The organism is Rhodococcus sp. NPDC055112 (genome assembly GCF_053607505.1).
This window is the reverse complement of sequence record NZ_JBSGTR010000052.1, coordinates 20,136-43,404: the sequence shown is the minus strand read 5'-3', so window position 1 is coordinate 43,404 and position 23,269 is coordinate 20,136. Positions and strand designations below refer to the sequence as shown.

The 23,269-nt window shown below is 69.0% G+C and carries 25 protein-coding genes; 4 read left to right on the top strand and 21 right to left on the bottom strand.

Annotation, left to right across the window (positions count from 1 at the left end):
• Positions 1–45 precede the first annotated feature (45 nt).
• The 8 genes from ACWFRB_RS20130 to uvrC form a co-directional block, all read right to left on the bottom strand.
• Positions 46–495 (bottom strand): nitroreductase family deazaflavin-dependent oxidoreductase, encoded by a 450-nt coding sequence (locus ACWFRB_RS20130; protein ID WP_452643031.1) that lies wholly within the window; start codon positions 493–495, stop codon positions 46–48.
• A gap of 150 nt (positions 496–645) precedes the next feature.
• Positions 646–1,431: a triose-phosphate isomerase gene (gene tpiA / locus ACWFRB_RS20125; protein ID WP_452643030.1), complete on the bottom strand. Its 786-nt coding sequence runs from the start codon at positions 1,429–1,431 to the stop codon at positions 646–648.
• Positions 1,432–1,434: 3 nt separating this feature from the next.
• The gene (locus tag ACWFRB_RS20120; RefSeq protein ID WP_452643029.1) at positions 1,435–2,646 is read right to left on the bottom strand and encodes a phosphoglycerate kinase; all 1,212 of its coding nucleotides are present in this window, start codon (positions 2,644–2,646) and stop codon (positions 1,435–1,437) included.
• A gap of 5 nt (positions 2,647–2,651) precedes the next feature.
• Entirely contained in the window at positions 2,652–3,671 is a 1,020-nt protein-coding gene (gene gap / locus ACWFRB_RS20115) for a type I glyceraldehyde-3-phosphate dehydrogenase (protein ID WP_077041527.1), read from the bottom strand.
• 177 nt (positions 3,672–3,848) lie between these two features.
• A complete protein-coding gene (gene whiA, locus ACWFRB_RS20110; RefSeq protein ID WP_452643028.1) occupies positions 3,849–4,832 on the bottom strand; it encodes a DNA-binding protein WhiA in 984 nt (327 codons plus the stop codon).
• Positions 4,823–5,839 (bottom strand): gluconeogenesis factor YvcK family protein, encoded by a 1,017-nt coding sequence (locus ACWFRB_RS20105; protein ID WP_452643027.1) that lies wholly within the window; start codon positions 5,837–5,839, stop codon positions 4,823–4,825. Before ACWFRB_RS20105 ends, whiA begins: the two co-directional genes overlap by 10 nt.
• A complete protein-coding gene (gene rapZ / locus ACWFRB_RS20100) occupies positions 5,836–6,702 on the bottom strand; it encodes an RNase adapter RapZ (protein ID WP_452643036.1) in 867 nt (288 codons plus the stop codon). The genes ACWFRB_RS20105 and rapZ overlap by 4 nt, the downstream gene beginning before the upstream one ends.
• Before the next feature lie 29 nt (positions 6,703–6,731).
• The gene (gene uvrC / locus ACWFRB_RS20095) at positions 6,732–8,873 is read right to left on the bottom strand and encodes an excinuclease ABC subunit UvrC (protein WP_452643026.1); all 2,142 of its coding nucleotides are present in this window, start codon (positions 8,871–8,873) and stop codon (positions 6,732–6,734) included.
• 133 nt (positions 8,874–9,006) lie between these two features.
• Here uvrC and ggt point away from each other — a divergent pair, with 133 nt between their 5' ends.
• Entirely contained in the window at positions 9,007–10,932 is a 1,926-nt protein-coding gene (gene ggt / locus ACWFRB_RS20090; RefSeq protein WP_452643035.1) for a gamma-glutamyltransferase, read from the top strand.
• Positions 10,933–10,980: 48 nt separating this feature from the next.
• Here the strand turns inward: ggt and ACWFRB_RS20085 are convergent, their stop codons facing one another.
• The 9 genes from ACWFRB_RS20085 to ACWFRB_RS20045 all read right to left on the bottom strand — a co-directional run bounded on the left by ACWFRB_RS20085 (position 10,981) and on the right by ACWFRB_RS20045 (position 18,196).
• Entirely contained in the window at positions 10,981–11,238 is a 258-nt protein-coding gene (locus tag ACWFRB_RS20085; RefSeq protein WP_452643025.1) for a hypothetical protein, read from the bottom strand.
• 199 nt (positions 11,239–11,437) lie between these two features.
• Positions 11,438–11,887: a PH domain-containing protein gene (locus ACWFRB_RS20080; protein ID WP_452643024.1), complete on the bottom strand. Its 450-nt coding sequence runs from the start codon at positions 11,885–11,887 to the stop codon at positions 11,438–11,440.
• On the bottom strand, positions 11,884–12,381 hold the full coding sequence (ribH, locus tag ACWFRB_RS20075) for a 6,7-dimethyl-8-ribityllumazine synthase (RefSeq protein WP_397513035.1): 498 nt from the start codon (positions 12,379–12,381) through the stop codon (positions 11,884–11,886). Before ribH ends, ACWFRB_RS20080 begins: the two co-directional genes overlap by 4 nt.
• A complete protein-coding gene (locus ACWFRB_RS20070) occupies positions 12,378–13,631 on the bottom strand; it encodes a bifunctional 3,4-dihydroxy-2-butanone-4-phosphate synthase/GTP cyclohydrolase II (protein ID WP_027499690.1) in 1,254 nt (417 codons plus the stop codon). Before ACWFRB_RS20070 ends, ribH begins: the two co-directional genes overlap by 4 nt.
• 93 nt (positions 13,632–13,724) lie before the next feature.
• Positions 13,725–14,336, bottom strand: coding sequence for a riboflavin synthase (locus ACWFRB_RS20065; protein ID WP_452643023.1), 612 nt, complete (start codon positions 14,334–14,336; stop codon positions 13,725–13,727).
• A gap of 13 nt (positions 14,337–14,349) precedes the next feature.
• On the bottom strand, positions 14,350–15,441 hold the full coding sequence (gene ribD / locus ACWFRB_RS20060; RefSeq protein ID WP_452643022.1) for a bifunctional diaminohydroxyphosphoribosylaminopyrimidine deaminase/5-amino-6-(5-phosphoribosylamino)uracil reductase RibD: 1,092 nt from the start codon (positions 15,439–15,441) through the stop codon (positions 14,350–14,352).
• A gap of 1 nt (position 15,442) precedes the next feature.
• The gene (gene rpe, locus ACWFRB_RS20055) at positions 15,443–16,126 is read right to left on the bottom strand and encodes a ribulose-phosphate 3-epimerase (RefSeq protein WP_097209880.1); all 684 of its coding nucleotides are present in this window, start codon (positions 16,124–16,126) and stop codon (positions 15,443–15,445) included.
• A 93-nt stretch (positions 16,127–16,219) separates the two neighbouring features.
• The gene (locus ACWFRB_RS20050; RefSeq protein WP_452643021.1) at positions 16,220–17,692 is read right to left on the bottom strand and encodes an FAD-dependent oxidoreductase; all 1,473 of its coding nucleotides are present in this window, start codon (positions 17,690–17,692) and stop codon (positions 16,220–16,222) included.
• A gap of 147 nt (positions 17,693–17,839) precedes the next feature.
• Positions 17,840–18,196, bottom strand: a complete 357-nt coding sequence (locus tag ACWFRB_RS20045) for an MmcQ/YjbR family DNA-binding protein (protein ID WP_452643020.1) — start codon at positions 18,194–18,196, stop codon at positions 17,840–17,842.
• Between the two features lie 63 nt (positions 18,197–18,259).
• Here ACWFRB_RS20045 and ACWFRB_RS20040 point away from each other — a divergent pair, with 63 nt between their 5' ends.
• The gene (locus ACWFRB_RS20040) at positions 18,260–18,910 is read left to right on the top strand and encodes a hypothetical protein (RefSeq protein ID WP_452643019.1); all 651 of its coding nucleotides are present in this window, start codon (positions 18,260–18,262) and stop codon (positions 18,908–18,910) included.
• A 19-nt stretch (positions 18,911–18,929) separates the two neighbouring features.
• Here ACWFRB_RS20040 and ACWFRB_RS20035 read toward each other — a convergent pair whose 3' ends face one another.
• Positions 18,930–19,415, bottom strand: a complete 486-nt coding sequence (locus ACWFRB_RS20035; protein WP_452643018.1) for an ArsI/CadI family heavy metal resistance metalloenzyme — start codon at positions 19,413–19,415, stop codon at positions 18,930–18,932.
• Positions 19,416–19,508: 93 nt separating this feature from the next.
• Here ACWFRB_RS20035 and ACWFRB_RS20030 point away from each other — a divergent pair, with 93 nt between their 5' ends.
• Positions 19,509–19,865, top strand: coding sequence for an Rv2640c family ArsR-like transcriptional regulator (locus ACWFRB_RS20030; protein WP_452643017.1), 357 nt, complete (start codon positions 19,509–19,511; stop codon positions 19,863–19,865).
• A 10-nt stretch (positions 19,866–19,875) separates the two neighbouring features.
• On the opposite strand, the gene ACWFRB_RS20025 is transcribed toward ACWFRB_RS20030, so the two are convergent.
• The 3 genes from ACWFRB_RS20025 to def are packed head-to-tail and all read right to left on the bottom strand — an operon-like array spanning position 19,876 to position 22,809.
• Positions 19,876–21,342, bottom strand: coding sequence for an RsmB/NOP family class I SAM-dependent RNA methyltransferase (locus ACWFRB_RS20025; RefSeq protein WP_452643016.1), 1,467 nt, complete (start codon positions 21,340–21,342; stop codon positions 19,876–19,878).
• Complete coding sequence (gene fmt / locus ACWFRB_RS20020; RefSeq protein WP_452643015.1) at positions 21,339–22,262, bottom strand: methionyl-tRNA formyltransferase; 924 nt, start codon at positions 22,260–22,262, stop codon at positions 21,339–21,341. Before fmt ends, ACWFRB_RS20025 begins: the two co-directional genes overlap by 4 nt.
• A 1-nt stretch (position 22,263) precedes the next feature.
• Complete coding sequence (gene def, locus ACWFRB_RS20015; RefSeq protein ID WP_452643014.1) at positions 22,264–22,809, bottom strand: peptide deformylase; 546 nt, start codon at positions 22,807–22,809, stop codon at positions 22,264–22,266.
• 223 nt (positions 22,810–23,032) lie between these two features.
• On the opposite strand from def, the gene ACWFRB_RS20010 reads away from it, so the two are divergent.
• Positions 23,033–23,239, top strand: a complete 207-nt coding sequence (locus ACWFRB_RS20010; protein ID WP_077043658.1) for a hypothetical protein — start codon at positions 23,033–23,035, stop codon at positions 23,237–23,239.
• The last annotated feature ends 30 nt before the right edge of the window (positions 23,240–23,269 follow it).

The window sequence follows — 23,269 nt, the reverse complement described above, 5'->3', positions numbered from 1 at the left end:
GCACGAAGCCACGCGCCCACCGGCGTTCTGCGTCCCTGCGCTCCGCTACCGCGGCGTGAGCACGACCAGCGGGATCGGGCGTGTGGTGTGGTGCTGGTAGCCGCTGTAGCGGCCGCCGTTGTTCGCATCGGCCGCGGCGAACAGTCGCGCGTAGTCCGCATCCTCCGGACCGATCAGGCGGGCGGTGATCGGAACCGCGGTGGTGCCGACCCGGACCGAGGCGTCCGGACGTGCCCGCAGGTTGAAGTACCAGCCGGGCGATCGGGCCGCGCCGCCGTTGGAGGCCACCACCACGTAGTCCCGACCGTCCTGCACATAGGTGAGGCTGTTGACCCGCGCCTGCCCGGTCTTCGCGCCGACGGTGTCCAGCAGCAGGCACGGCACCCCGAGGATCCGGTGGCCGATCCGGCCGTTCGTGCGCTCGTAGACCCACTGATGCGCCTTCAGCACCTGGATCCCGATCTTCTTCACCGCGGGGATCTCCTCGAACTTCACCCGACACTCCTCTGATCGACGTTGCAGTACACGTTACTCCGCGACACATAAAACGCCGGTGGGCGCGCGATCCGAAGACCACGCGCCCACCGGCGTTCACTTGTTCAGCAGATCAGTTCCGCCCCGATCAGGGCAGCATCGATGTGCCGTTCACGGCAACGGACCGCCCGCAGCGATCGCCGAGAGCGTCGCGAACTCGTCCGCCTTCAGCGAGGCGCCGCCAACGAGGGCGCCGTCCACGTCCGGCTGGCCGACGATCTCGCCGACGTTCTTCGCGCTCACCGAGCCGCCGTAGAGGACGCGAACGCCCGCAGCGACCTCGGCCGACGCCAGCGTCGCGAGCTCGCCGCGAACCGCCTTGCAGACCTGCTGTGCATCCGCAGGAGTCGCAACCCGACCGGTGCCGATGGCCCACACCGGCTCGTACGCGACGACGACCTTGGCGATCTCGTCCGCGGACAGGCCGGCGAGGGATCCACGCAGCTGCTCCAGGTTGTACTCCACCTGGTTGCCTGCCTCCCGGATCTCCAGGCCCTCACCGATGCACACGATGGGGGTCAGGCCGTTCTTCAGCGCCGCCTTGGTCTTGGCGAGCACCGTCTCGTTCGACTCCCCGTGCAGGGTGCGACGCTCCGAGTGGCCGACCACCGCGAAGGTGCAGCCGAGCTTCGCCAGCATGGCACCGCTGATCTCGCCGGTGTAGGCGCCGGCATCGTGAGCGGAGACATCCTGCGCACCGTAGGTGAGCAGGAGCTTGTCGCCCTCGACCAGCGTCTGCACGCTGCGGATGTCGGTGAACGGCGGGATCACCGTCACGTCGACCTTGTCGAAGTACTTCGCAGGCAACGAGAACGCGATCTTCTGCACCAGGGCGATGGCCTCGAAGTGGTTGAGGTTCATCTTCCAGTTGCCCGCGATGAGCGGCTTACGTGCCATCGCTCAGCCCTCCAGCGCTTCGATGCCGGGAAGGGCCTTGCCCTCGAGGTACTCCAGGGAGGCGCCGCCGCCGGTCGAGATGTGCGAGAAGCCGTCCTCGGGCAGGCCGAGCAGCCGCACCGCGGCCGCGGAATCGCCGCCGCCGACAACGCTGAACGCGCCCCTGCCGGTGGCCCCGATGATCGCCTCGGCGACACCCTTGGTGCCTGCCGAGAACTTCTCGAACTCGAACACGCCCATCGGCCCGTTCCAGAACACCGTCTTGGCGCCGGACAGGATCGCCGCGAAGCGCTCCACCGACTCCGGTCCGATGTCGAGGCCCATCCATCCGTCCGGGATCTCGAGCACCGACACCGTCTTCGACTCCGCGTCGGCGGAGAACGAGTCGGCGATCACCACGTCCTGCGGGATGTGGATGACGTCGGCGTACCGCTCGAGCAGCGACTTGCAGGTGTCGATCATCGACTCCTCGCACAGCGAGTTACCGACGGACACCCCCTGCGCGGCGAGGAAGGTGTAGAACATTCCGCCACCGATGACCAGGGTGTCGGCCTTGGTGGCCAACGCCTCGATCACGGCCAGCTTGTCGGAGACCTTCGAGCCGCCGAGCACCACCGCGTACGGCCGCTCGGAGTCCTCGGTCAGCTTCTGCAGCACCTCGACCTCGGTGGCGACCAGGTTGCCCGCGTAATGCGGCAGCAGCTTCGCCACGTCGTAGACCGACGCCTGCTTGCGGTGCACCACACCGAATCCGTCGGAGACGAACGCGCCGTCGCCGTCGACCAGCTCCACGAGCGCCTTGGCGAGGGATTCCCGCTCGGCGTCGTCCTTGCTGGTCTCCCGGGGATCGAAGCGGACGTTCTCCAGCAGGAGCACGTCGCCGTCGGTGAGTCCCTCGGAACGGGCAAGCGCGTCCTGTCCGACGACATCGCCCGCCAGCTGCACGTTGCGTCCGAGCTCCTCGCCGAGCCGGGCCGCGACCGGGGCCAGCGACAGCGCCGCGTCGGGCTCGCCCTTGGGGCGGCCCAGGTGCGCCATCACGATGACCTTGGCGCCGGCCTCGGCCAGCGTGCGGATGGTCGGCGCGGACGCGATGATGCGGCCCGGATCGGTGATCGTGCCGTTGTCCAGCGGGACGTTGAGGTCCGAGCGCACCAGCACGGTGCGGCCCGCGACCCCGGCGTCCAGCAGATCCTTCAGTGTCTGAACAGCCACGTGGATCAGAGGGACTTCGCGACGAGACCGATGAGGTCCGCCAGACGGTTGGAGTAACCCCACTCGTTGTCGTACCAGGAGACGATCTTGACCTGGTCGTCGATCACCTTGGTCAGGCCCGAGTCGAAGATCGACGAGTGCGGGTCGGTGACGATGTCCGAGGACACGATCGGCGCGTCGGTGTACTTGAGGATGCCCTTGAGGGGGCCCTCGGCGGCGGCCTTCATCGCGGCGTTGATCTCGTCGGCGGTGGCCGACTTGCGCAGGTTCGCGGTGAGGTCGGTGACCGAGCCGGTGGGGATCGGAACCCGCAGCGCGTAGCCGTCGAGCTTGCCGAGCAGCTGCGGGAGGACCAGGCCGATGGCCTTGGCCGCACCGGTGCCGGTGGGAACGATGTTCAGGGCAGCCGCGCGGGCGCGACGCAGGTCGCTGTGCGGGGCGTCCTGCAGGTTCTGGTCCTGGGTGTAGGCGTGGATCGTCGTCATCAGGCCCTTGACGATGCCGAACTCGTCATCGAGGACCTTGGCGATCGGGCCGAGGCAGTTGGTGGTGCACGAGGCGTTGGAGATGATGTTCTGGCTGCCGTCGTACTTGTCGTCGTTGACGCCCATCACGATGGTGATGTCCTCGCCCTTGGCGGGCGCGGAGATGATGACCTTCTTGGCGCCGGCCTCGAGGTGACCCTTCGCCTTGGCCGCATCCGTGAAGATGCCGGTGGACTCGACGACCACGTCGACGCCCAGGTCGCCCCAGGGCAGCTCGTCCAGCGGGCCGCGGTGCGCAAGCGCCTTGATCCGCTGATCGCCGACGACGATGGTGTCGTCGCCGTCGAGGGAGACGTCGTACGGCAGACGGCCCAGGATCGAGTCGTACTTGAGCAGGTGGGCGAGGGTCGCGTTGTCGGTCAGGTCGTTGACCGCCACGATCTCGATGTCGGTGGTGCCGAGCGCCTTCTGCGCATCGACCGCCCTGAAGAAGTTACGTCCGATACGACCGAAGCCGTTCACGCCTACCCGGACAGTCACAATTCGCTCCTTTGACCATTCTCAGTGTTCATCGATCAGATGTGCGTCCCACACTAGTGCTCCGCGTGGGACGCAAAGACAGGTGGCCCAGTGGGATGGATCACCCACCGGGCCCGAGGGTGAACCTCGATACACCGGGTTCGCTATGCCTCGGTGTCTATGGTCGGCTCCGCTGCGCTACGCCTCGTCCAGCAGGTCGGCGGTCACCGCGGACTCCGTGTCCGGGATCCCCGTGTCCTTCGCCTTGCGGTCCGCCATCGACAGCAGGCGACGGATCCGGCCCGCGACCGCGTCCTTCGTCATCGGCGGCTCGGCCAGCTGGCCGAGCTCCTCGAGCGAGGCCTGCCGGTGCTGCACCCGCAGGCTGCCCGCGGCGGCAAGATGATCGGGCACGTCGTCACCGAGGATCTCCAGCGCCCGCTCCACCCGCGCCGCCGCGGCGACCGCGGCGCGCGCCGACCGCCGCAGGTTCGCATCGTCGAAGTTCGCCAGCCGGTTCGCCGTGGCCCGAACCTCCCGGCGCATCCGGCGCTCCTCCCAGGTCAGCCTCGTGTCCTGGGCGCCCATCCGGGTGAGCAGCGCGCCGATCGCCTCACCGTCACGCACCACGACCCGATCCGTGCCGCGGACCTCCCTGGCCTTGGCCGCGACACCCAGCCTGCGGGCAGCGCCGACCAGTGCGAGCGCCGCCTCCGGGCCAGGGCAGCTGATCTCCAGCGCCGAGGAACGACCGGGTTCGGTCAGCGAACCGTGCGCAAGGAACGCACCCCGCCACGCCGCCTCCGAGTCGGCGACGCTGCCGCCGACGACCTGGGCTGGCAGCCCCCGCACCGGACGACCACGCAGGTCCAGCAGACCCGTCTGGCGGGCAAGGGCCTCGCCCTCCTTGGCGACCCGCACGATGTAGCGGGAGCTCTTGCGCAGCCCGCCCGCGCCGAGCACGTGCACGTCGGAGGAGTAGCCGTACAGGTCGAAGATCTCCCGGCGGAGCCTGCGCGCGGTGTTGCCGAGGTCCACCTCCGCCTCGACCACCACGCGCCCACCGACGATGTGCAGCCCGCCCGCGAACCGAAGCAGGGACGAGACCTCGGCCTTGCGGGCGGAGACCTGGGTCACCGCAAGCCGGCTCAGCTCGTCCTTGACCTCCGCTGTCATTGCCACGAAGTGGTCTCCCTTCCGGGGGTTGTCTGGCGTTCCTTCGGCACCGCGAGGCGGTCGAGGACCGCGGCGAGCTTGCCCGCGTGGTGTGTCGCACCGCCGTTGTCCGCAACGTCGGCGTAGGTCAGTTCGGCCCCCAGGAGCTGGGCGGCCCGGTGAAGATAGTCGCGTTCGCTGCCCTCCGGCACCGACGCCGAGTCCACCACGATGTCGTCGACCGTCAGCTCGGGCGCATGCTGGGACAGTACGTGCAGATGCCGCTCCGCGGAGAAACCCGTCGTCTCGCCCGGCTCGGCCACCAGGTTGAGGATCAGCGTCTTGCGCGCCCGGGTCTCCATCAGGGCCTGCACCAGCTCGGGCACCAACACGTGCGGGATGACGCTGGAGAACCAGGATCCGGGGCCGAGCAGCACCAGGTCGGCACGCTCGATGGCGGCGACCGACTCCGGGCAGGCCGGCGGATCCGGCGGCAGCAACCGCACGCGCCGCACCTTCCCAGGAGTGGTGGCGACTGCCACCTGCCCTCGGATGCACCGACTGACCCGAGGGTCGCTCTCCAGGCCAACCACATCGGCCTCGATGTCGAGCGCGATCGGGGACATCGGCAGCACGCGACCGTGGATGCCGAGCACCCGGCCCATCTCGTCGAGGGCGGCGACGGTGCCGCCCATCACCTCACTGAGTCCGGCCAGGATGAGGTTGCCGACCGAGTGACCCGCGAGCGCGCCGGTACCGCCGAAGCGGTGCTGCAGCGTCGCCGTCCAGGTCCGCACCTCGGGCGTGTCCGCCGCCAAGGCGGCCAGCGCCATCCGAAGGTCGCCTGGCGGGATCACGCCGAGTTCGGACCGCAGCCGACCCGAGGAGCCGCCGTCGTCGGCGACCGTCACGACCGCGGTGACGTCGGAGCTCACCCGCCTCGCGGCACCGAGGGTGGCGTAGAGACCGTGACCGCCGCCGAGGGCAACGATCGTGGGGCCGGCGGGAACCTCCGCGAAGGAGTCGGACGTCATTCGCGCCCCAGGTCCCGGTGCACGACCTTGACGGTCACACCCTGCTCCCGCTCCAACATGCCCGCAAGGGCCTCAGTCATTGCCACACTCCGATGCTTCCCGCCGGTGCACCCCACCGCAATTGTCATGTAACGCTTGCCTTCCCGACGGTATCCGTTGGTCGTCAACTCCAACAAATGCCGGTAGGTGTCCAGGTAGTCCCTCGCGCCGTCCTGGGAGAGGACGTAGTCGCTCACCGCCGCGTCCCGCCCTGTGTGTTCGCGCAGTTCCGGAATCCAGTGCGGATTCGGCAGGAATCGCACGTCGCACACGAGATCCGCATCCATCGGCAGCCCGTACTTGAATCCGAAGGACTGCACGGTGATCGCGATCGCCCCGGTCGTCTCGCCGCCGAACGCGGACTCGATCTTCTGCCGCAGCTCGTGCACCGAGAGCGACGAGGTGTCGATCACCAGGTCCGCGTCGGCCTTGACCGGCGCGAGCTGCACCCGTTCGGCCTCGATCCCCTCGATCAGGGTGCCGTCGACGCCCTCCTGCTGCAGGGGGTGGCTGCGTCGGACCTGTTCGAACCGTCGGACCAGCACCTGGTCGGTGGCCTCGAGGAACAGCACCCTGGTCCGCGTCGCCTTCGATTCCACCTCCTTGATGACGGAGACGAGGTCGCCGGTGAACCGGCGACTGCGCACATCGATCACGACGGCGAGCTTGGGGATCCGCGATCCGGGTTCGAGCCCCAGATCCACCATCCGGGAGATCAGTTCGGGCGGCAGGTTGTCCGCGACGTACCAGCCGAGGTCCTCGAGCACGTTCGCCGCGGTACTCATGCCTGCGCCGGACAGGCCCGTGACCAGCGCCACCTCCATGTCCGACTCCCCCTGTCCGGTCAGGTCACTCACTCGACTCCCGCCCTCCTCAGTCCGTTTCCGTGCTGGTCGGAGCCCCCGAACTCGCCCTCACCCGCCGCCGTGGCGGTCACGCTGGGACCATCATCCCCCACCACGGCGTCCATCACCGGGTCATCCGCGTCCATTGGTGTCTGCGCGGCGGCTGGGTCCGGTTCGGCTCCGAGCGCGACCAGCACCGCCTTCGCGGTGGTGACGCCGATCCCGGGCACCTCGATGATCTCCTCCACGGTCGCCTGCTTGAGCTTGGCCACCGACCCGAAGTGGGTGACCAGCGCGGTGCGCCTGGCCTCGCCGAGCCCACGGACGGAATCGAGGGCCGAGGCCGTCATCCGGCGCGAGCGCTTGCTGCGATGGAAGGTGATCGCGAATCGGTGTGCCTCGTCGCGCACCCGCTGCAGCAGATACAGCGATTCACTTGTGCGCGGCAGGATCACCGGGTCCTCGTCGCCCGGCACCCAGACCTCCTCGAGCCGCTTCGCGAGGCCGACGACGGCGACATCGGTGATCCCCAACTCGTCGAGGACGGCCGCCGCCGCCGCGACCTGTGGGGCGCCACCGTCGACGACGAACAGGTTCGGCGGATAGGCGAACCGCCGCGGCCTGCCGGTCTGCGGGTCGAGCGCCGCCTCGGGTGCCTGGTCTCCCCCGTTGCCCGTGTCCGTCTGGCCCGCGGTGTCCGCGCTTGCCACGTCCGCCGCGTGCCGCAGGAAACGTCGACGCGTGACCTCGGCGATGCTGGCCACATCGTCCGAACGCCCTTCCCCCGCAGCCTCTTTGATCGAGTAGTGCCGATAGTCGGACTTGCGGGGCAGACCGTCCTCGAAGACCACCAACGAGGCCACCACGTCGGTGCCCTGGACATGACTGATGTCCACGCACTCGATCCGCAGCGGCGCCTGGTCGAGGTCGAGCGCTTCCTGAATCCCCTGCAGCGCAGCCGATCTCGAGGTGAGATCGCCCGCCCTGCGGAGCTTGTGCTGCGCGAGCGACTCCTGGGCGTTGCGCTGCACCGTTTCGGCGAGGGCCTTCTTGTCGCCGCGCTGCGGCACCCGCAGCGTCACCCCAGACCCCCGCAGGCCACTGAGCCAGACCTGGAGTTCCTCGGCGTTCGGCGGCAACTCCGGCACCAGGACCTCGCGCGGCACCACGGTCGTCTTGTCCGCGGTCAGCCCGGGCTGATCGGTCATCGCGGCCTGTTCGCCGTAGAACTGGGTCAGGAACTGCTCGACCAGGTCTTCGGATCCACTCTCACCCGAGCGCTCGACCACCCAGCCGCGCTGACCACGCACCCGGCCGCCCCGGACGTGGAACACCTGGACCGCGGCCTCGAGCTCGTCGGCCGCGAAGGCCACCACGTCGGCATCGGTGCCGTCGCCGAGCACCACGGCCTGCTTCTCCAGCGCCTTGCGCAGCGCCCCGAGATCGTCGCGCAGCCGGGCCGCGCTCTCGAAGTCCAGGTCGTCGGAGGCGCGCAGCATCTTCGCCTCGAGCTCCCGGACCAGTTTGTCGGTGCGCCCGGACAGGAAGTCGCAGAAATCCTCGACGATGCGCCGGTGCTCGTCGGCGCTGACCCGGCCGATGCACGGGGCCGAACACTTGTCGATGTAGCCGAGCAGGCAGGGCCTGCCGATCTGGTTGTGCCGCTTGAACACACCGGCCGAGCAGGTGCGGGCCGGGAACACCCGGAGCAGCAGATCGAGCGTCTCCCTGATCGCCCAGGCGTGCGCGTACGGACCGAAGTACCGCACCCCCTTGCGCCGCGGACCGCGGTACACGAACAGCCGCGGATACTCCTCGTTCAGGGTCACCGCCAGCACCGGATAGGTCTTGTCGTCCCGGTAGCGGACGTTGAAGCGCGGATCGAATTCCTTGATCCAGTTGTACTCGAGCTGCAGCGCCTCGACCTCGGTGCCGACCACGGTCCACTCCACGCTCCCCGCGGTGGTGACCATCTGCCGGGTGCGCGGATGCAGCGACGCGACGTCCGCGAAGTAGGAGCTCAACCGGCTCCGCAGGCTCTTCGCCTTGCCGACGTAGATGACCCGGCCGTGGGGATCGCGAAACTTGTAGACGCCGGGCGCCACCGGAATGGTTCCCGGGGCGGGGCGGTAGGTGGCGGGATCGGGCACAACACCAGGCTAGTCGTCCCCACCGACCACCCTGGACAGCCGCACCGAGGGGCCCGTTCGCCTGCTAGCGTCGGAAGCCGGGGCACGTAGGCCACTCGTTACTGGGGTGATCGGTGTGGGCACAGGCGACGCGATGCGTCTCGCGGCGGCGACCGCGACGGTCCTGACCCTGACGCTGGCGGTCGGATGCTCCGCCGCCGACGACGGCGCGGCCGGCCCGTGCACCATCGTGCCGAACGGCACCCCCATCGCCGCCGCACCCCTGACCCAGCCGCCCACCAGCGCGAACCTGTCCACTCATCCCGAGATCGCCACCGGGTACCGCGCCGGGATGACGCCGGTCACGACGGCCACGTTCGCGGTGTCCACCGCGAACCCCGTCGCCACCGAGGCCGCCTGCCGGGTACTCGACGACGGCGGTACCGCCGCGGATGCGCTGATCACGGCGCAGACCGTGCTCGGCCTCGTCGAACCGCAGTCATCGGGTATCGGCGGCGGGGCCTTCCTGCTCTACCACGACGCGGCCACCGGGACCGTCGAGGCCTACGACGGACGTGAGACCGCGCCGATGGCCGCCACCGAGAACTACCTGCGCTTCATCGACGACACCAACCGGACCGAGCCGATGCCCTCGGCGCGGGCGAGCGGACGCTCGATCGGCGTCCCCGGGGTGCTCCGCATGCTGGAGATGAGCCATCGCGAGCACGGAAAGCAGGCATGGGACACCCTGTTCGAGCCCGCGATCGAGCTCGCGGACAACGGGGTCGAGATCAGTCCCCGGATGGCGAGCTCGATCGCCGGCTCGGCCAGGGACCTGGCCGTGGACGAGGATGCGCGGGAGTACTTCCTCGGCCCGGACGGGTCACCGAAACCGGAGGGCACCGTGCTGACGAACCCGGCGATGGCGAAGACGTTGGGGGCGATCGCCGCGGAGGGCGCCGACGCGTTCTACACGGGGCCCGTCGCCGAGGCCATCGTGGCGGCCACCGACGACCCCAGCGGGGGTCGCACACCCGGCGCGATGACCACCGCGGACCTCGCGGGGTACCAGGCCAAGAAGCGCACCGCGCTGTGTACGGACTACCGGGGCCGCGAGGTGTGCGGGATGCCGAGCCCGTCGTCGGGCGGCACCGCGGTGGCCGCCGCGCTGGGGATCCTGAGCAACTTCGACCTGTCGGCATACCAGCCGACGGCGCTTGACGCGGACGGCGGCGAACCCGATGCCACCGGTGTGCACCTGATCGCCGAGGCGGAGCGGCTGGCCTATGCCGACCGGGACAAGTACGTCGCCGACTCGGACTTCGTGCCGCTGCCGGGCAACTCCCCCGAGACCCTGATCGATCCGGACTACCTGCGCGGCCGTTCGGCGCTGATCGACCCGCGCCGGAGCATGGGCACCGCCCAGCCCGGCGACTTCGGCCCGGTCGCAATGGGTACCCAGCCGGGCAACGACCACGGCACCAGCCAGATCACCGTGGCCGACCGGTACGGCAACATCGCGGCCATGACCACCACCATCGAGTCGGCGTTCGGCTCGTTCCACATGGTCGACGGCTTCCTGCTCAACAACCAGCTGACCGACTTCTCCGCGCAGCCGACCGCGCCGGACGGATCGCCGCTCGCCAACCGGGTGGAACCGGGAAAGCGGCCGCGCAGTTCGATGGCCCCGACCCTGGTGTTCGAGCGGGGCAACGGGCACCGCGGCGAGGTGCTCCTTGCCGTTGGGTCCCCCGGCGGCTCCGTGATCATCCAGTTCGTGGTCAAGACGCTGGTGGGCATGCTCGACTGGGACCTCGACCCGCAACAGGCCGTGTCGATGGTCGATTTCGGCGCGGCGAACACACCGACGACGAACGTCGGCGGCGAGCACCCCAACATCGAGGCGGCCGACAACGGCGCCACCGACCCACTGGTGCGGGCGTTGACCGAGATGGGCCATCAGGTTTCGACGGAACCGCAATCGAGTGGGCTGAGCGTGCTTGGGCGTCACGACGAGGGCTGGATCGGCGGCGCGGACCCGCGCAGGGAGGGCGCGGTGACCGGCGACGTCACCGGGTAGGAGTGGCCTCGACCACCGGGCACGTCGAAGTCCCCGGCGCGCAGCCACTTACACGGAGGTGGAGACCAGCCGCCGATTCGACGCGTGCGGGCGGTTGCCCCGCCCCGCGGGGGCGCGGCGACCGTCGGCCCGACGGAGGTCCGCCAGTCGCTGGGACGGCTGACACGCGGACGGCTGCGGCGTTGCGGTCACGGCGGCGCGGGAGCGGTCGAGCCGACGGAGCTCGACGAAGTAGACCGCGCTGATCGCGACGTAGATGGCGGCCATGATGATCGGGCCGCATGCGAGGACGAGGAGGATTTCCACGGGACCTCCAATGCAATCGAGTCGGGCACCCGATTCGAGCGGTCTCGAATTCGCGGTGCTTGACTCGATCCAGATTAGCGGGGTCCGGGGCGCCAGAAGGTCACGGCCGCGTGAACTCGGGCCGATCCGGACGTGGGATGCGACACACCGTTTCGGATGTGTCGCCGGTTCCCACGTCCGAAGATCGTGCCGCCCCGACCTATTCGGCGTCCGCCTGCGCGTACTTCGACTCGAGGTCGCGGAAACTCCTGACCGCGTCCACGGCGTACCCGCGGTCGTTCGCCTGGATCGCCATCACCGGGATGTACTCGTCGTCGGGCAGCTCGATCCGCGCCCAGGCCGCGCCGTCAGGAAAGGTCAGGCCACGCACCAGATCCCACTCGACGAACCGCTCCGTGAACGCGTTGCGCACCGAGACGCCCTCGGCGTTCGCGCGCAGCCGCGGGCGGGTCAGCAGCAGCGCGCCGCCCGCGAGGATCCCGCCGATGCAGACCATCGCCAACTGATCGATCAGCCGGAAGTAGACACCCGTCGCCGAGCTGCGCAGCAGCACCGCGAGCACGACGAACACCAGCACGAACACGGCCGCGACCGCCATCGCGTAGCGGGCGGACCGCTTGGACCGTACGTCCATCTCCCACGCGCTCATCGGAACGACTGCTCGGTCCAGGGCTGACGCAGATGACGGAGCGTCACCGCGGTGTCGAGCGCGGCGGCACAGGCCTGACCGCCCTTGTCCTCGACGGAGCCGGGGAGGCCGGAGCGGTCCCTGGCCTGCTGCTCGGTGTCCGTGGTGAGCACCCCGTTGCCGACCGGGGTGCTCTCGTCGAGGGAGACCCGGGTGAGGCCTGCGGTGACGGCGTCACACACGTACTCGAAATGCGGGGTGCCGCCGCGGATCACGACGCCGAGCGCGACCACCGCGTCGTGGGTGCGGGCCAGCGCCTGCGCCACCACCGGCAGCTCGATGGCACCGGCGACGCGGACGAGCGTGACGTCCTCGAGGTGGGCCTGCTCGGCCACCCGCTGCGCGCCCGCGATGAGGGCCTCGGAGATCTCGGCGTGCCACTGCCCGGCCACGATCGCCAGCTTGAGGTCCTTCGCCTCGTCGAGCTGGAGCTGTGGCAGCCCCTCGCCGCTCATACCGCGCCCCCGGTCTCGAAGTCGTCGAGGCCGATCAGGTCGTGACCCATGCGGTCCCGCTTGGTGCGCAGGTAGGTGAGGTTCTCGGCGTTGGCGCGCAACGGCATCGGCACCCGTTCGGTGATCTGCAGGCCGTAGCCGTCCAGCCCGACCCGCTTGGCCGGGTTGTTCGTCAGCAGCCGCATGGACGAGATGCCGAGATCGACGAGGATCTGCGCGCCGATGCCGTAGTCGCGGGCATCGGCGGGCAGCCCGAGTTCCAGGTTCGCGTCGACGGTGTCGGATCCCGCGTCCTGCAGCTGGTACGCCTGCAGCTTGTGCATCAGGCCGATGCCCCGGCCCTCGTGACCGCGCATGTACAGGACGACGCCTCGGCCCTCCTGGGCGACCATGTCGAGCGCCGCGTCGAGCTGCGGGCCGCAGTCGCACCGCAGCGAGCCGAACACGTCGCCGGTCAGGCACTCCGAGTGCACACGGACCAGCACGTCGCTGCCGTCGCCGTCCGGACCGGCCAGGTCGCCGCGCACGAGGGCAACGTGCTCGACCTCGTCGTAGATGCTCTGGTAGCCGACGGCCTTGAACTCGCCGTGGTTGGTCGGGATCCGCGCCTCGGCGATCCGCACCACGTGCTTCTCGTGCTTGCGGCGCCAGGCGATGAGATCCGCGATCGAGATCATGGCCAGGTTGTGATCGTCGGCGAAGACCCTGAGCTCGTCGGTCTGGGCCATGTGGCCCTCGTCCTTCTGGCTGACGATCTCGCAGATGACGCCCGCGGGGCGCAGGTCGGCCATCCGGGCCAGGTCGACGGCCGCCTCGGTGTGGCCGGGCCTGCGCAGCACCCCGCCCTCCTTGGCGCGCAACGGCACCACGTGGCCGGGACGGGTGAAGTCGCTCGCGCCCGAGTTCGGGTCGGCGAGCAGGCGCATCGTGGCGGCGCGGTCGGACGCCGAGATGCCGGTGCCGATGCCTTCCTTGGCGTCGACCGTCACCGTGTACGCGGTGCCGTGCTTGTCCTGGTTGCTGGAAAACATCGGCGGCAGGCCGAGCCGGTCGCAGTCGTCGCCGTCGAGCGGGACGCAGAGGTAGCCGGAGGTGTAGCGGACCATGAAGGCCACCAGCTCCGGGGTCGCCTTCTCGGCGGCGAAAATGAGGTCGCCCTCGTTCTCGCGGTCCTCGTCATCGACGACGACGACGGCCTTGCCTGCGGCGATATCGGCGACTGCGCGCTCGATACTGTCGAACCTGGTCACGTGGTGCGCTCCATCAAAGTCATGAATAGCTCTCCGTGCACCCGTAAGTGCACCTCAACAGTACGACCCCGACTCCTCGGGCCCGAAACTCGGCTACCGGCCGGCGGTCTGCAGACGCTCGACGTACTTCGCGATCACGTCCACCTCCAGGTTCACCGGGGTGCCGGGGGCGGCACCGCCGAGGGTGGTCATCTCGAGGGTGGTGGGGATCAGCGAGATCTCGAAGAACTCGCCACCGTCCTCGTCCCGACCGAGGGCGGACACCGTCAGCGAGACTCCGTCGACGGTGATCGAGCCCTTCTCCACCACGTAGCGGGCGATCGAGTCGGGCAACGAGATCCGGACGACCTCCCAGTTCTCCGACGGTGACCGGCTGATGACGGACCCGGTGGCATCGACGTGACCCTGCACCAGGTGGCCGCCGAGACGGCTGTTCAGCGCCGCGGCCCGCTCCAGGTTCACCCGGCTGCCGACGTCCAACGCGCCGAGACTGGAGCGGTTCAGCGTCTCCGCCATCACGTCGGCGGTGAAGGAGTCGCCGCCGAGCACCTCCACCACGGTCAGGCAGACGCCGTTGACCGCGATCGAGTCGCCGTGCCCGGCATCGGAGGTCACCAGCGCGCCACGCACGGTGAAGCGGGCGGCATCGGCCAGGTCCTCCTTGGCGACGATCTCACCCAGTTCTTCGACGATCCCGGTGAACACTTCAGTCCGCTCCTCAGTTGTTGGTGCTGTTCTGTTCATTCTCGTCCTCGGCTCGCACACCGCGATCGCCGGGCGTCAGGCTCAGCAGCAGATCCGGCCCCAGCGTCTCGACGGACTCCCGGTGGAAACGGAGGGCCTGCGCGATGTTCGTGACCCCAGCATCCTCTACGGCGGCGGCCCCCGCGCCGAGCAGTACCGGTGAGAGGAACGCCAGGATCCGGTCCACCAATCCCGCCTCGAGGAACGCACCGGCCAGACGGGGTCCGCCCTCGAGCAGGACGTCGGGAAGATCCGCCAGCGCCTCGACCACCTCGCGGGGGTCGCGGGTCCGCAGCACCAGGGTCGGCGCCGCATCGTCGAGCACCCGGGCCGACGCCGGGATCTCACGCTCCCCCACCACCACTCGCACCGGCTGGTGATCGGCGAGGCCGCCGTCCGGATCGCGGGCGGTCAGCCACGGGTCGTCGGCGAGGACGGTGCCGGTGCCGACCACGATGGCGTCCAGCTTGGCGCGCTCCCGGTGTACCCGCGCCCTGGCCTCGGGGCCGGTGATCCACTGGCTGGTGCCGTCGGCCGCCGCGCTGCGGCCGTCGAGGCTCGCGGCGAACTTCCAGGTGACATGGGAACGGCCGGTGCGCTGGCGGTGCAGCCAGGCGCGCAGCGGCCCGAGTTCGACTTCCCTGGCGCCGAAACCGGGCAGCACGTCGACCCCAGCCGATCGCAGGGTCTGCGCACCGCCCGCGGCCTGCGGATGGGGATCGTCCACCGCGAAGAGCACCCGGGACACCCCGGCCTCGATAAGGGCGAGCGCACAGGGGCCGGTCCGGCCCTGGTGGTTGCACGGCTCGAGGGTGACCACCGCGGTGCCGCCCCGTGCCCGGCTTCCCGCGGCGCGCAGCGCCATCACCTCGGCATGCGGTCCGCCGACCGGGCTGGTCGCCCCGACACCGACGACCGCGCCGCTCTCGTCGAGGATCACAGCGCCGACCGGCGGATTGGGGCTGGTGGTCCCGCGCACCCGCTCGGCTGCATCGACAGCGAGCCGTAGCGCCGCCGCCTCGGACGCGGTCGGCTCCGAGGAGGGGTCGCGGCGCGGACCGGGCACGTTAGTGGGCCAGGGTCAGGTGGGGAGAGGCGGACGCGGCCTGCGCGCGCAGCGCGCGAACGGCCTCGGCCGGGTCCGATGCCCCGTAGACGGCGGAGCCGGCGACGAAGCAGTCGACGCCCGCCTCCGCCGCCGCCTCGACGGTGTCGGTGTTGATTCCGCCGTCGATCTCGACCAGCAGGGTCAGCTCACCGGAGTCGACCAGCTTGCGCACCGCGCGCGCCTTGCTCAGCACCTCCGCCATGAAGGACTGCCCACCGAAGCCGGGCTCGACGCTCATCACGAGCAGGGTGTCGAACTCCTTGAGGATCTCCAGGTAGGGCTCGATCGGGGTGCCGGGCTTGACGCTGAGGCCCGCCTTCGCGCCCGCCGCCCTGATGTCGCGCGCGACGGCGATCGGATCGTCCGTGGCCTCGGCGTGGAAGGTGACGTTGTGCGCACCCGCTTCCGCGTACGGCGGCGCCCAGCGGCCGGGGTTGTCGATCATCAGGTGGCAGTCGAGCGGGATGTCGGTCGCCTTGAGCAGGCTCTGCACGACCGGGAGCCCGAGCGTCAGGTTCGGCACGAAATGCGCATCCATGACATCGACGTGCAGCCAGTCGGAGCCGGCCACGGCGGCGGCCTCTTCGGCGAGCCGGGCGAAGTCTGCGGAAAGAATGGACGGAGCGATCATCGGGTGAGCCACAAGTGGCCAGCTTAGTTGGTGCGCGAACCCACCTCGCCGTGGCGCTTGCGGCGCGGTTGTTTGCGTGTCGGCCGGACTCGACGCGTTGACCGCCTATGGACCGAGGGGCCCGCATCTGACGTCGAAGCGCTCACGAACGGCGTCAAGTGTCTGCCGATGGTGTTCGCGGTCCCTGTGATGCGTCCGCATGTATCGGAGGGTTCCGAGCATCCTGCGCTGAATGGGGTACCAGCGATCGAAATCGAGACCACAGTCCAGGAAGACCTTGCTGGGGACGGCGTCGAAGATGAGGCTGAGGTTGTACTGACCGAGCGCGAGCACAGTCCAGGTCAAGGCCTCTTTGGACTTGCGCCTCAGATCTTCGGCATCCAGCTCGTAGAGCGGTGTGTCGTCGAGCTTGCCGAGGAACATCAGATGGGTCAGGAAATAGCTGGCGAAGGATGTGAAACCGATCGTCGCCGATCGCGTGTTGATCGACAGCGTCGTGCCGTGAGTCGAAACGTAGGGCTCGTATTCCGTCTCCGTTCGGAGAACATAGCCGGAGCAGTTCACCAGCCAGCTTCCTTGCTGCACGAGCCTCGTCGCTCCACTGCGATATATCAGTTCGAGCCCTTCGGGTTTGTCGATCGCGTCGTCGAAGTACTCCATGTCGACGATGTTGAGTCCGGACGTGATCGTTGCGGCTTCCGATTCCGAGAGCAGTCCATTCAGGAACTGTCGCGATGGGTGGATCGGTTCGAGTCCGTGAGTTTCCTGGAACCATTCTCTGACCTCGTCCTCGTTGGTCCCATCGAATCGAAGAGCGGTGTCATTGAACAATCGAGTTGGCAGCGTTCCCTTCCACAACCGTCGGACACCGTGGGGTATTACACGGTCCCGGTCGGTGAAGTAGGTTCCGGCGCCGGCGATGATGTTGACTTCCCTACCGGGATATTCGGTCACCGCTGCATAGGCAGTGTCCATTGCTGTCTTTCCGCCGCCGACGATCCAGATCGGCGTATCGCTTTCATGCATCTCCTTGCATCGAATATCGAAGAAGTCGGGCGATACAGAGTGAATCTGTTCACTCGACACCGACAGCGGTTCGTTGGGGACGATCCCGAAGCCATTCGCCATGATGACGCGCTTTGCGATTATCGTAAGGCGTTGTCCCGTTTCCGCTTGCGCAATGATTCGGTTGCCATCCGCCGACTCAGTATTGGAGTCGACGGTCCACCCAAAGTACTCGACAACCCGAACCCGTTCCTTGATGACGTCGAGGCAATGCGTGAAGTGATCGAGCACCTCGGGCTTGGCAGCCAAATACGATCTCTCTCGGCCCAACGTCCATTTGATGTTTCCGGCGGTGAACAGTGGGTGGGGTTGGTGCAACCGAACGTACGGGTACGTGTCGACCCACATCCCGCCGGACCGGTGTCGTCGGTCGATCAGAATGATCTTGTGGTCGCGCGACAGGTAATGTGATGCGACCGCTGCTGCATTCAGCCCGGCGATCCCCGCGCCGACGATGCAGACATCGCACTCATCCATCAGCGGCCCTGATACTGCTGGATCCGGACTATTCATCGGAGCCTCCGTAGCGGATTACTCAGATCGAAAGGGCGTTCTCGGAGTGGTATCAACTCTGCCCCTCGTCCCGCCGAAAGGCACCAGTAGCCGACTACTCGTTCACCGCCCGCTGCGCGATCATCGGGTGAGCCGCAGGGGCCCACCTCAGTTGGTTCGCGAAGCCTCTTCGACGTGGCGCTTACGCAACCTCGCAGGCGCCCTGATCCGCCAGGCCTCGGCCACGAGTTCGATCAGCTGTTGCCGATCCACCCGATCCAGGTCGACGAGAATCGCGCCGTAGCCGTCGTAATGCGGCGTCGTGAAGAACGCCGGGTCGCCGGAGGCCAGCAACGCCTCCTTCTCCTCGGGGGCGCACAGCAACATCAGCCCGCCCTCGGCCTCGCTGCGCAGCCGCGCGAACCCCTTGCCGCCGACCTTGAGCGCGGGGGTGTTGTACGAGGTGGACACCTCGACCTCCGGCAGGCGCTGTGCGATGTCGACGACGTCTTCCCAGGTGTGCATGAAGTCAGCATGCGCCCGCCCAAACCCCCTTGGCTTGGACAAACGGGAAGTTACGCTCGAACCGTGACGCGCGACCGCATCATTCGCCTCCGCCGCGAGGCATGGGGATTCGCCATCGGATCGATCTTCTTCGCCGTCGGGGCGGTGCCGCAGTACGCCGAGGCGGCCGGCCCCGTGGCCACCAACCTCACGTTCTTCGTCGGCGCCATCTTCTTCACCCTCGCCGCCCTGATCCAGCTCGCCCTCAGCGGCAGGCAGCCGCCTCGGCGCGCCACGAACCCCGCGGACCGGGCGGACTGGTGGGCCGCCGCCATCCAGTTCGCGGGCACGCTCTGCTTCAACGTGAGCACGACGGAGGCCCTGGTCACGGCCATGGACGCCGATGCACACCTGTCGGACGGCTGGCGGCCCGACGCCTTCGGATCGATCTGCTTCCTGGTTTCCAGTGGCCTGGCGGTCGTGGCCACGAGGGATCGCCACACCCTGTGGGACAAGCGCGCCCGCACGTGGCACGGCACCTGGCTCAACATGGTCGGCTCGGTCTTCTTCGGACTGTCGGCGGTCGGCGCGTACGCGCTACCCACGAGCGGCGACCTCGTCAGCCTGTTCTGGGCGAACCTGGGCACCTTCCTCGGTGCGCTGTGCTTCCTCGCCGCGGCGCTGTTGAGCCGGCGCTCCATCCACGCGACTGGAGCGCCGGCCGCGGTGTCCTGAACCGGCCGGTCAGGTCAGCTCAGCAGCAGGAGCCCTGCGCGGGCGCGGGTTCGTCCGCCGACGACGAGGTGCAGCACACGCCGCCCGCGGGCGCGCCGCTCGCAGCCATCTCGAGCGAGGACGGTCCGGTGCCGAAGGTCTCGCTGTCGGCGAGCACCGTGTACACCTCCCACTTCTCGCCCGCGGGACCGGTGACCCACACCTTGTCCTGGGTCGCGAAGCAACAGGTGGTGCCGATCTCCTCGTCGGTGAACAGGCCCTCGCCGGTGAGCCGGGCGATCTCCCCGTGCACGATCTCGCTCGATTCCACCTCGACGCCAAGGTGATTGATGCTGCCGCCCTTGCCGGGGTTCTGCAGCAGCACCAGCTTCAGCGGCGGCTCGGCGATCGCGAAGTTCGCGTAGCCCTCGCGCAGCTTGGCCGGTTCGGTGTTGAACAGTTTCGAGTAGAACGCGACCGATTCGGTCAGGTCGTCGACGTTGAGGGCGAGCTGTACGCGGGACATGAGAACCTCCATGGGTGAGACATATATCGAATTACTCACCTACCACTGTGGCACCTTTTTGACATATGTCAAGAGACTGGCATGATGGTTGTCATGCCCAAGGCCCTGCCGTTGCTGGATGTGTCCGCACCGATCTGCTGCGCCCCGGTCGCGGCGGGCCGGATGACGGACGAGGCCGCGCTGCATGTGGCGCTCCGACTCAAGGCGCTCGCCGACCCGACCCGGATCAAGCTCATGTCGATCCTGCTCACCAGTACCGACGACGGGGTCTGCACCTGCGACCTCGCCACGGCGATCGAGCTGACCGAGTCCACGGCCAGCCACCACCTCGCCCAGCTGAAGAAGGCGGGCATGGTCGAGTCGACGAGGCGCGGCATGAACGTCTACTACCGCGCCCGCGCCGACTCGCTCGAGGCGCTTCGCCTCGTGCTCGACCCGAACTGCTGCTGACCAGGTCCGGTCACTCCGGCTTGCGCAGCGCCGCCATGAACATCGCGTCGGTGCCGTGCCGGTGCGGCCACAGCTGCACGCCGGGACCGTCACCCAGCTCGGGCACCCCCGGCACCAGTTCCCTGGTGTCCAGCGCGACGACACCGTGCCTGCGGACCGCGTCGGCCACCACTCCGACGGTCTCCGACAGGTGCGGGGAGCACGTCGAGTAGAGGACCACCCCACCCGGGCGGACCAGCGAGATCGCCGACGCCAGGAGCTCGCGCTGCAGCTTGACCAGCGCCGCCACATCGGTGGGCTGACGGCGCCAGCGCGCCTCGGGGCGACGCCTCAGCGCGCCGAGGCCGGTGCACGGCGCGTCCACCAGCACCCGGTCGAATCCGGGCGCGAGGCCGGGTTCCCGACCGTCCGCGACGTGTACGTCCACGGGCAGGCCCTTGGTCGTCTTGCGGACCAGGTCCGCCCGGTGCTCCGCCGGTTCGACGGCGTCCAGACGCGCGCCCTCGATGTCGGCGAGGGCGCCGAGAAGCGCCGCCTTGCCGCCCGGTCCCGCGCACAGGTCGAGCCAGCGTCCACCGTCGGCGCCGAGCAGCGGCGCCAGCGCCAGCGCCCGGGCCACGAGCTGACTGCCCTCGTCCTGCACACCCGCGAGGCCCTCGCGTACCGCGTCGAGCTGGCCGGGGTCGCCGCCGTCGAGGTGCACCGCGTACGGCGAGTAGGGACCGATCTCGCCCCCCGTCACCAGGGCGAGCTCCTCCGCCGAGATCTCCCCCGGTCGCGCCACCAGATGCACCGACGGCCGAGCGTCGTCCGCCGCCAGCACCCGCTCGATCTCGCCTGCGTCCTGGCCGAGCGCATCGGCGAACGCCTGCGCGATCCATACCGGATGCGCGTACTCGAAGGCCAGGTGTCCCACCGGGTCCGAGCTCGCATCGGGCGCGAGCTCGGACACCCACTGCTCCTCGCTCTTCTCGGCCACCCGGCGCAGCACCGCGTTCACGAAACCGGCCTTGCCGCCGCCGAATTCGCTGCGGACCAGGTCGACCGAGGTGGCGACCGCCGCGTGCGGGGCGACCCGGGTGCGCAGCAACTGGTAGGCGCCGAGGCGCAACACGTCGAGCAGCGGTCCGTCGATCTCGTCGATCGGCCGTCCCGCGCCGCTCGCGATGACGGCGTCCAGCAGGCCCTGCGCCCGGCAGGCCCCGTAGGCGAGTTCGGTCGCCAGGGCCGCGTCCCGGCCGTCCATTTTCCTGTCGCGAAGCAGACCGGGCAGCACCAGGTTTGCGTAGGCGTCGCGCTCGCGCACGGCGCGCAGCACGTCGCGGGCCGCGATCCGGGGCCGATCGACCCCGCTCGCGGACGGGTCGGGCCTGCCGGCCTGACGCGGCCGGGTGTTCGGGCCGCCCTTCGCGCCCGGCTTGTCGCCGCCGCGCGACTGATCACGCTTTCCTCGTGCGGGCCTACGGGATTCGGTCACAGTGCACGCACCTCGGGGTCCAGGCGCGCTCCCCGCGCCCAATCGGCGGCCGCCATGGCCTTCTTACCTTGTGGCTGAACCTGACTCAGCCGGACCGCGGTCGTCGCGGTTCCGACATAGCAGCCGTCCTTGCGGACCAGGAATTGTCCCGGCTCGAGCGTCTCCTCGGTAACCTGCACCGGGCCGACCTTGAGCCGCAGCTCCCCCACCTGCGTCCATGCACCGGGCGCGGGGGTGACCGCCCGGACAAGTCGATCGACCGCCTGCGCGGGCTGATCCCATCGGATCCTGGCCGATTCGACGGTCACCTTCGGCGCATGCGACACGCCCTCGGTCGGCTGGGGCACCGCCGTTGCGGTGCCGTCCTCGATGCCGTCGAGCACGGACTCGAGCAGCACGGCGCCACCGTCCGCGAGCCGGCCAAGCAGCCCGCCCGCGGTGTCGTCGGCGCGGATGCGCTCGGTCATCACCCCGAACACCGGTCCGGTGTCGAGTCCCTCTTCCAGCAGGAAGGCGCTCGCGCCGGTCATGTCGTCACCCGCGGCGATCGCCGCCTGCACGGGCGCCGCGCCACGCCACGCGGGCAGCAGGGAGAAGTGCAGGTTCACCCAGCCGTGCCGGGGCACGTCGAGCACCGGTCGCGGCAGCAGCGCGCCGTAGGCGACCACCGGGCAGCAGTCCGGCTCGAGGGCGCGCAGCCGATCGAGGAACTCCGGGTCGGAGGCTCGCGCCGGGGTGAGCACCTCGATGCCGTGTTCGTCGGCGAGCTGCCCGATCGGCGACCGAGCGACCTTCCTGCCCCGACCGGCGACGGCGTCCGGCCTGGTCACGACCGCGACCACCTCGTGCCGGGACGACTTCAGCAACCGCGCCAGTGACGGCACGGCCGGCTCCGGGGTACCGGCGAAGACTATCCGCATGTCAGCGCACCGTCCCGGTCCTGCCGAACGGACCGGCCTGTGCCGGCTCCTTGGCACCGAACCACTGTGACTGACGGATCGTGCGCATGGCGTCCTTCCTGGCCTCCTGGTCCAGCCGGTCCAGGAACAGGACCCCGTCGAGATGATCGGTCTCGTGCTGGAAACACCTGGCCAGGATCCCGGTGCCCTCGATGGTGATCGGTTCGCCGTACTTCGAGAACCCCGTTGCGACGGCGTTCATCGACCGCGTGCACTCGGCCCGCACGCCGGGAATCGACAGGCATCCCTCGACCCCGGTCTGCACCTCGTCGCCGATCACGCGAACGGTCGGGTTGATCAGGTGTCCCGCGGCGCCGCCGCAGTTGTAGGCGAACACCCGCAGACTCACGCCGATCTGCGGGGCCGCGATACCGGCGCCTCCCTCGTCGTACATGGTGTCCTCGAGGTCCGCGACGAGCTTGTGCAGTTCCCGATCGAAGTCGACCACCTCGTCCGCGCGGGTTCGCAGTACGGGATCGCCGAACAGGCGAACGGGCTGAATACTCACGAATCTGCTCCCACGGTTCTCGTCATGTCGGGTCCGACGTCACGAACAGTCTAGGGAAGGCTGCGGGTCCTCCATGACACCCTCGCGCTCCACAACCATGCGAAACACTCCGGCCGCGGTGATGTACACCGCACCCGAAGGGGTATTGACTGAGCCCTGGCGCAATCCGAGTGCCGTGTTTCGGTGCGCCGACCGTGAAGTTCCAACTCAGATGGAGGTCACAGTGGCGGGAATCGCGAACAAGTTCGACAAGGAATGGGAATCCAAGTCCATCGAGGACCTGGCCAAGGCTCCGGTCGCCGCCCTTCAGGGAGTCAGCGAATCCGACGCCGAACACCTCAAGGCGGCCTTCAACATCACCACCGTGGCTGACCTCGGCACCAACAAGTTCTTCCTGTGGGCGCAGGCGGTCGCCAAGCTGGCCGAGTAGCCCCGAGGGTGCCGCCGCCCCGCGCTCGGG

What these genes read in the sequence shown, in the direction of transcription:
- tpiA (WP_452643030.1), bottom strand. Translation starts at nt 1,431, where the DNA reads ATGGCACGTAAGCCGCTCATCGCGGGCAACTGGAAGATGAACCTCAAC.
- ACWFRB_RS20030 (WP_452643017.1), top strand. Translation starts at nt 19,509, where the DNA reads ATGCCCAAGGCCCTGCCGTTGCTGGATGTGTCCGCACCGATCTGCTGC.
- fmt (WP_452643015.1), bottom strand. Translation starts at nt 22,262, where the DNA reads ATGCGGATAGTCTTCGCCGGTACCCCGGAGCCGGCCGTGCCGTCACTG.
- rapZ (WP_452643036.1), bottom strand. Translation starts at nt 6,702, where the DNA reads ATGGAGGTGGCGCTGGTCACGGGCCTGTCCGGCGCAGGCATGAGTACC.
- ACWFRB_RS20050 (WP_452643021.1), bottom strand. Translation starts at nt 17,692, where the DNA reads ATGAATAGTCCGGATCCAGCAGTATCAGGGCCGCTGATGGATGAGTGC.
- ribH (WP_397513035.1), bottom strand. Translation starts at nt 12,381, where the DNA reads ATGAGCGGCGAGGGGCTGCCACAGCTCCAGCTCGACGAGGCGAAGGAC.
- ACWFRB_RS20035 (WP_452643018.1), bottom strand. Translation starts at nt 19,415, where the DNA reads ATGTCCCGCGTACAGCTCGCCCTCAACGTCGACGACCTGACCGAATCG.
- ACWFRB_RS20045 (WP_452643020.1), bottom strand. Translation starts at nt 18,196, where the DNA reads ATGCACACCTGGGAAGACGTCGTCGACATCGCACAGCGCCTGCCGGAG.
- ggt (WP_452643035.1), top strand. Translation starts at nt 9,007, where the DNA reads ATGCGTCTCGCGGCGGCGACCGCGACGGTCCTGACCCTGACGCTGGCG.
- ACWFRB_RS20080 (WP_452643024.1), bottom strand. Translation starts at nt 11,887, where the DNA reads ATGAGCGCGTGGGAGATGGACGTACGGTCCAAGCGGTCCGCCCGCTAC.
- ACWFRB_RS20105 (WP_452643027.1), bottom strand. Translation starts at nt 5,839, where the DNA reads ATGACGTCCGACTCCTTCGCGGAGGTTCCCGCCGGCCCCACGATCGTT.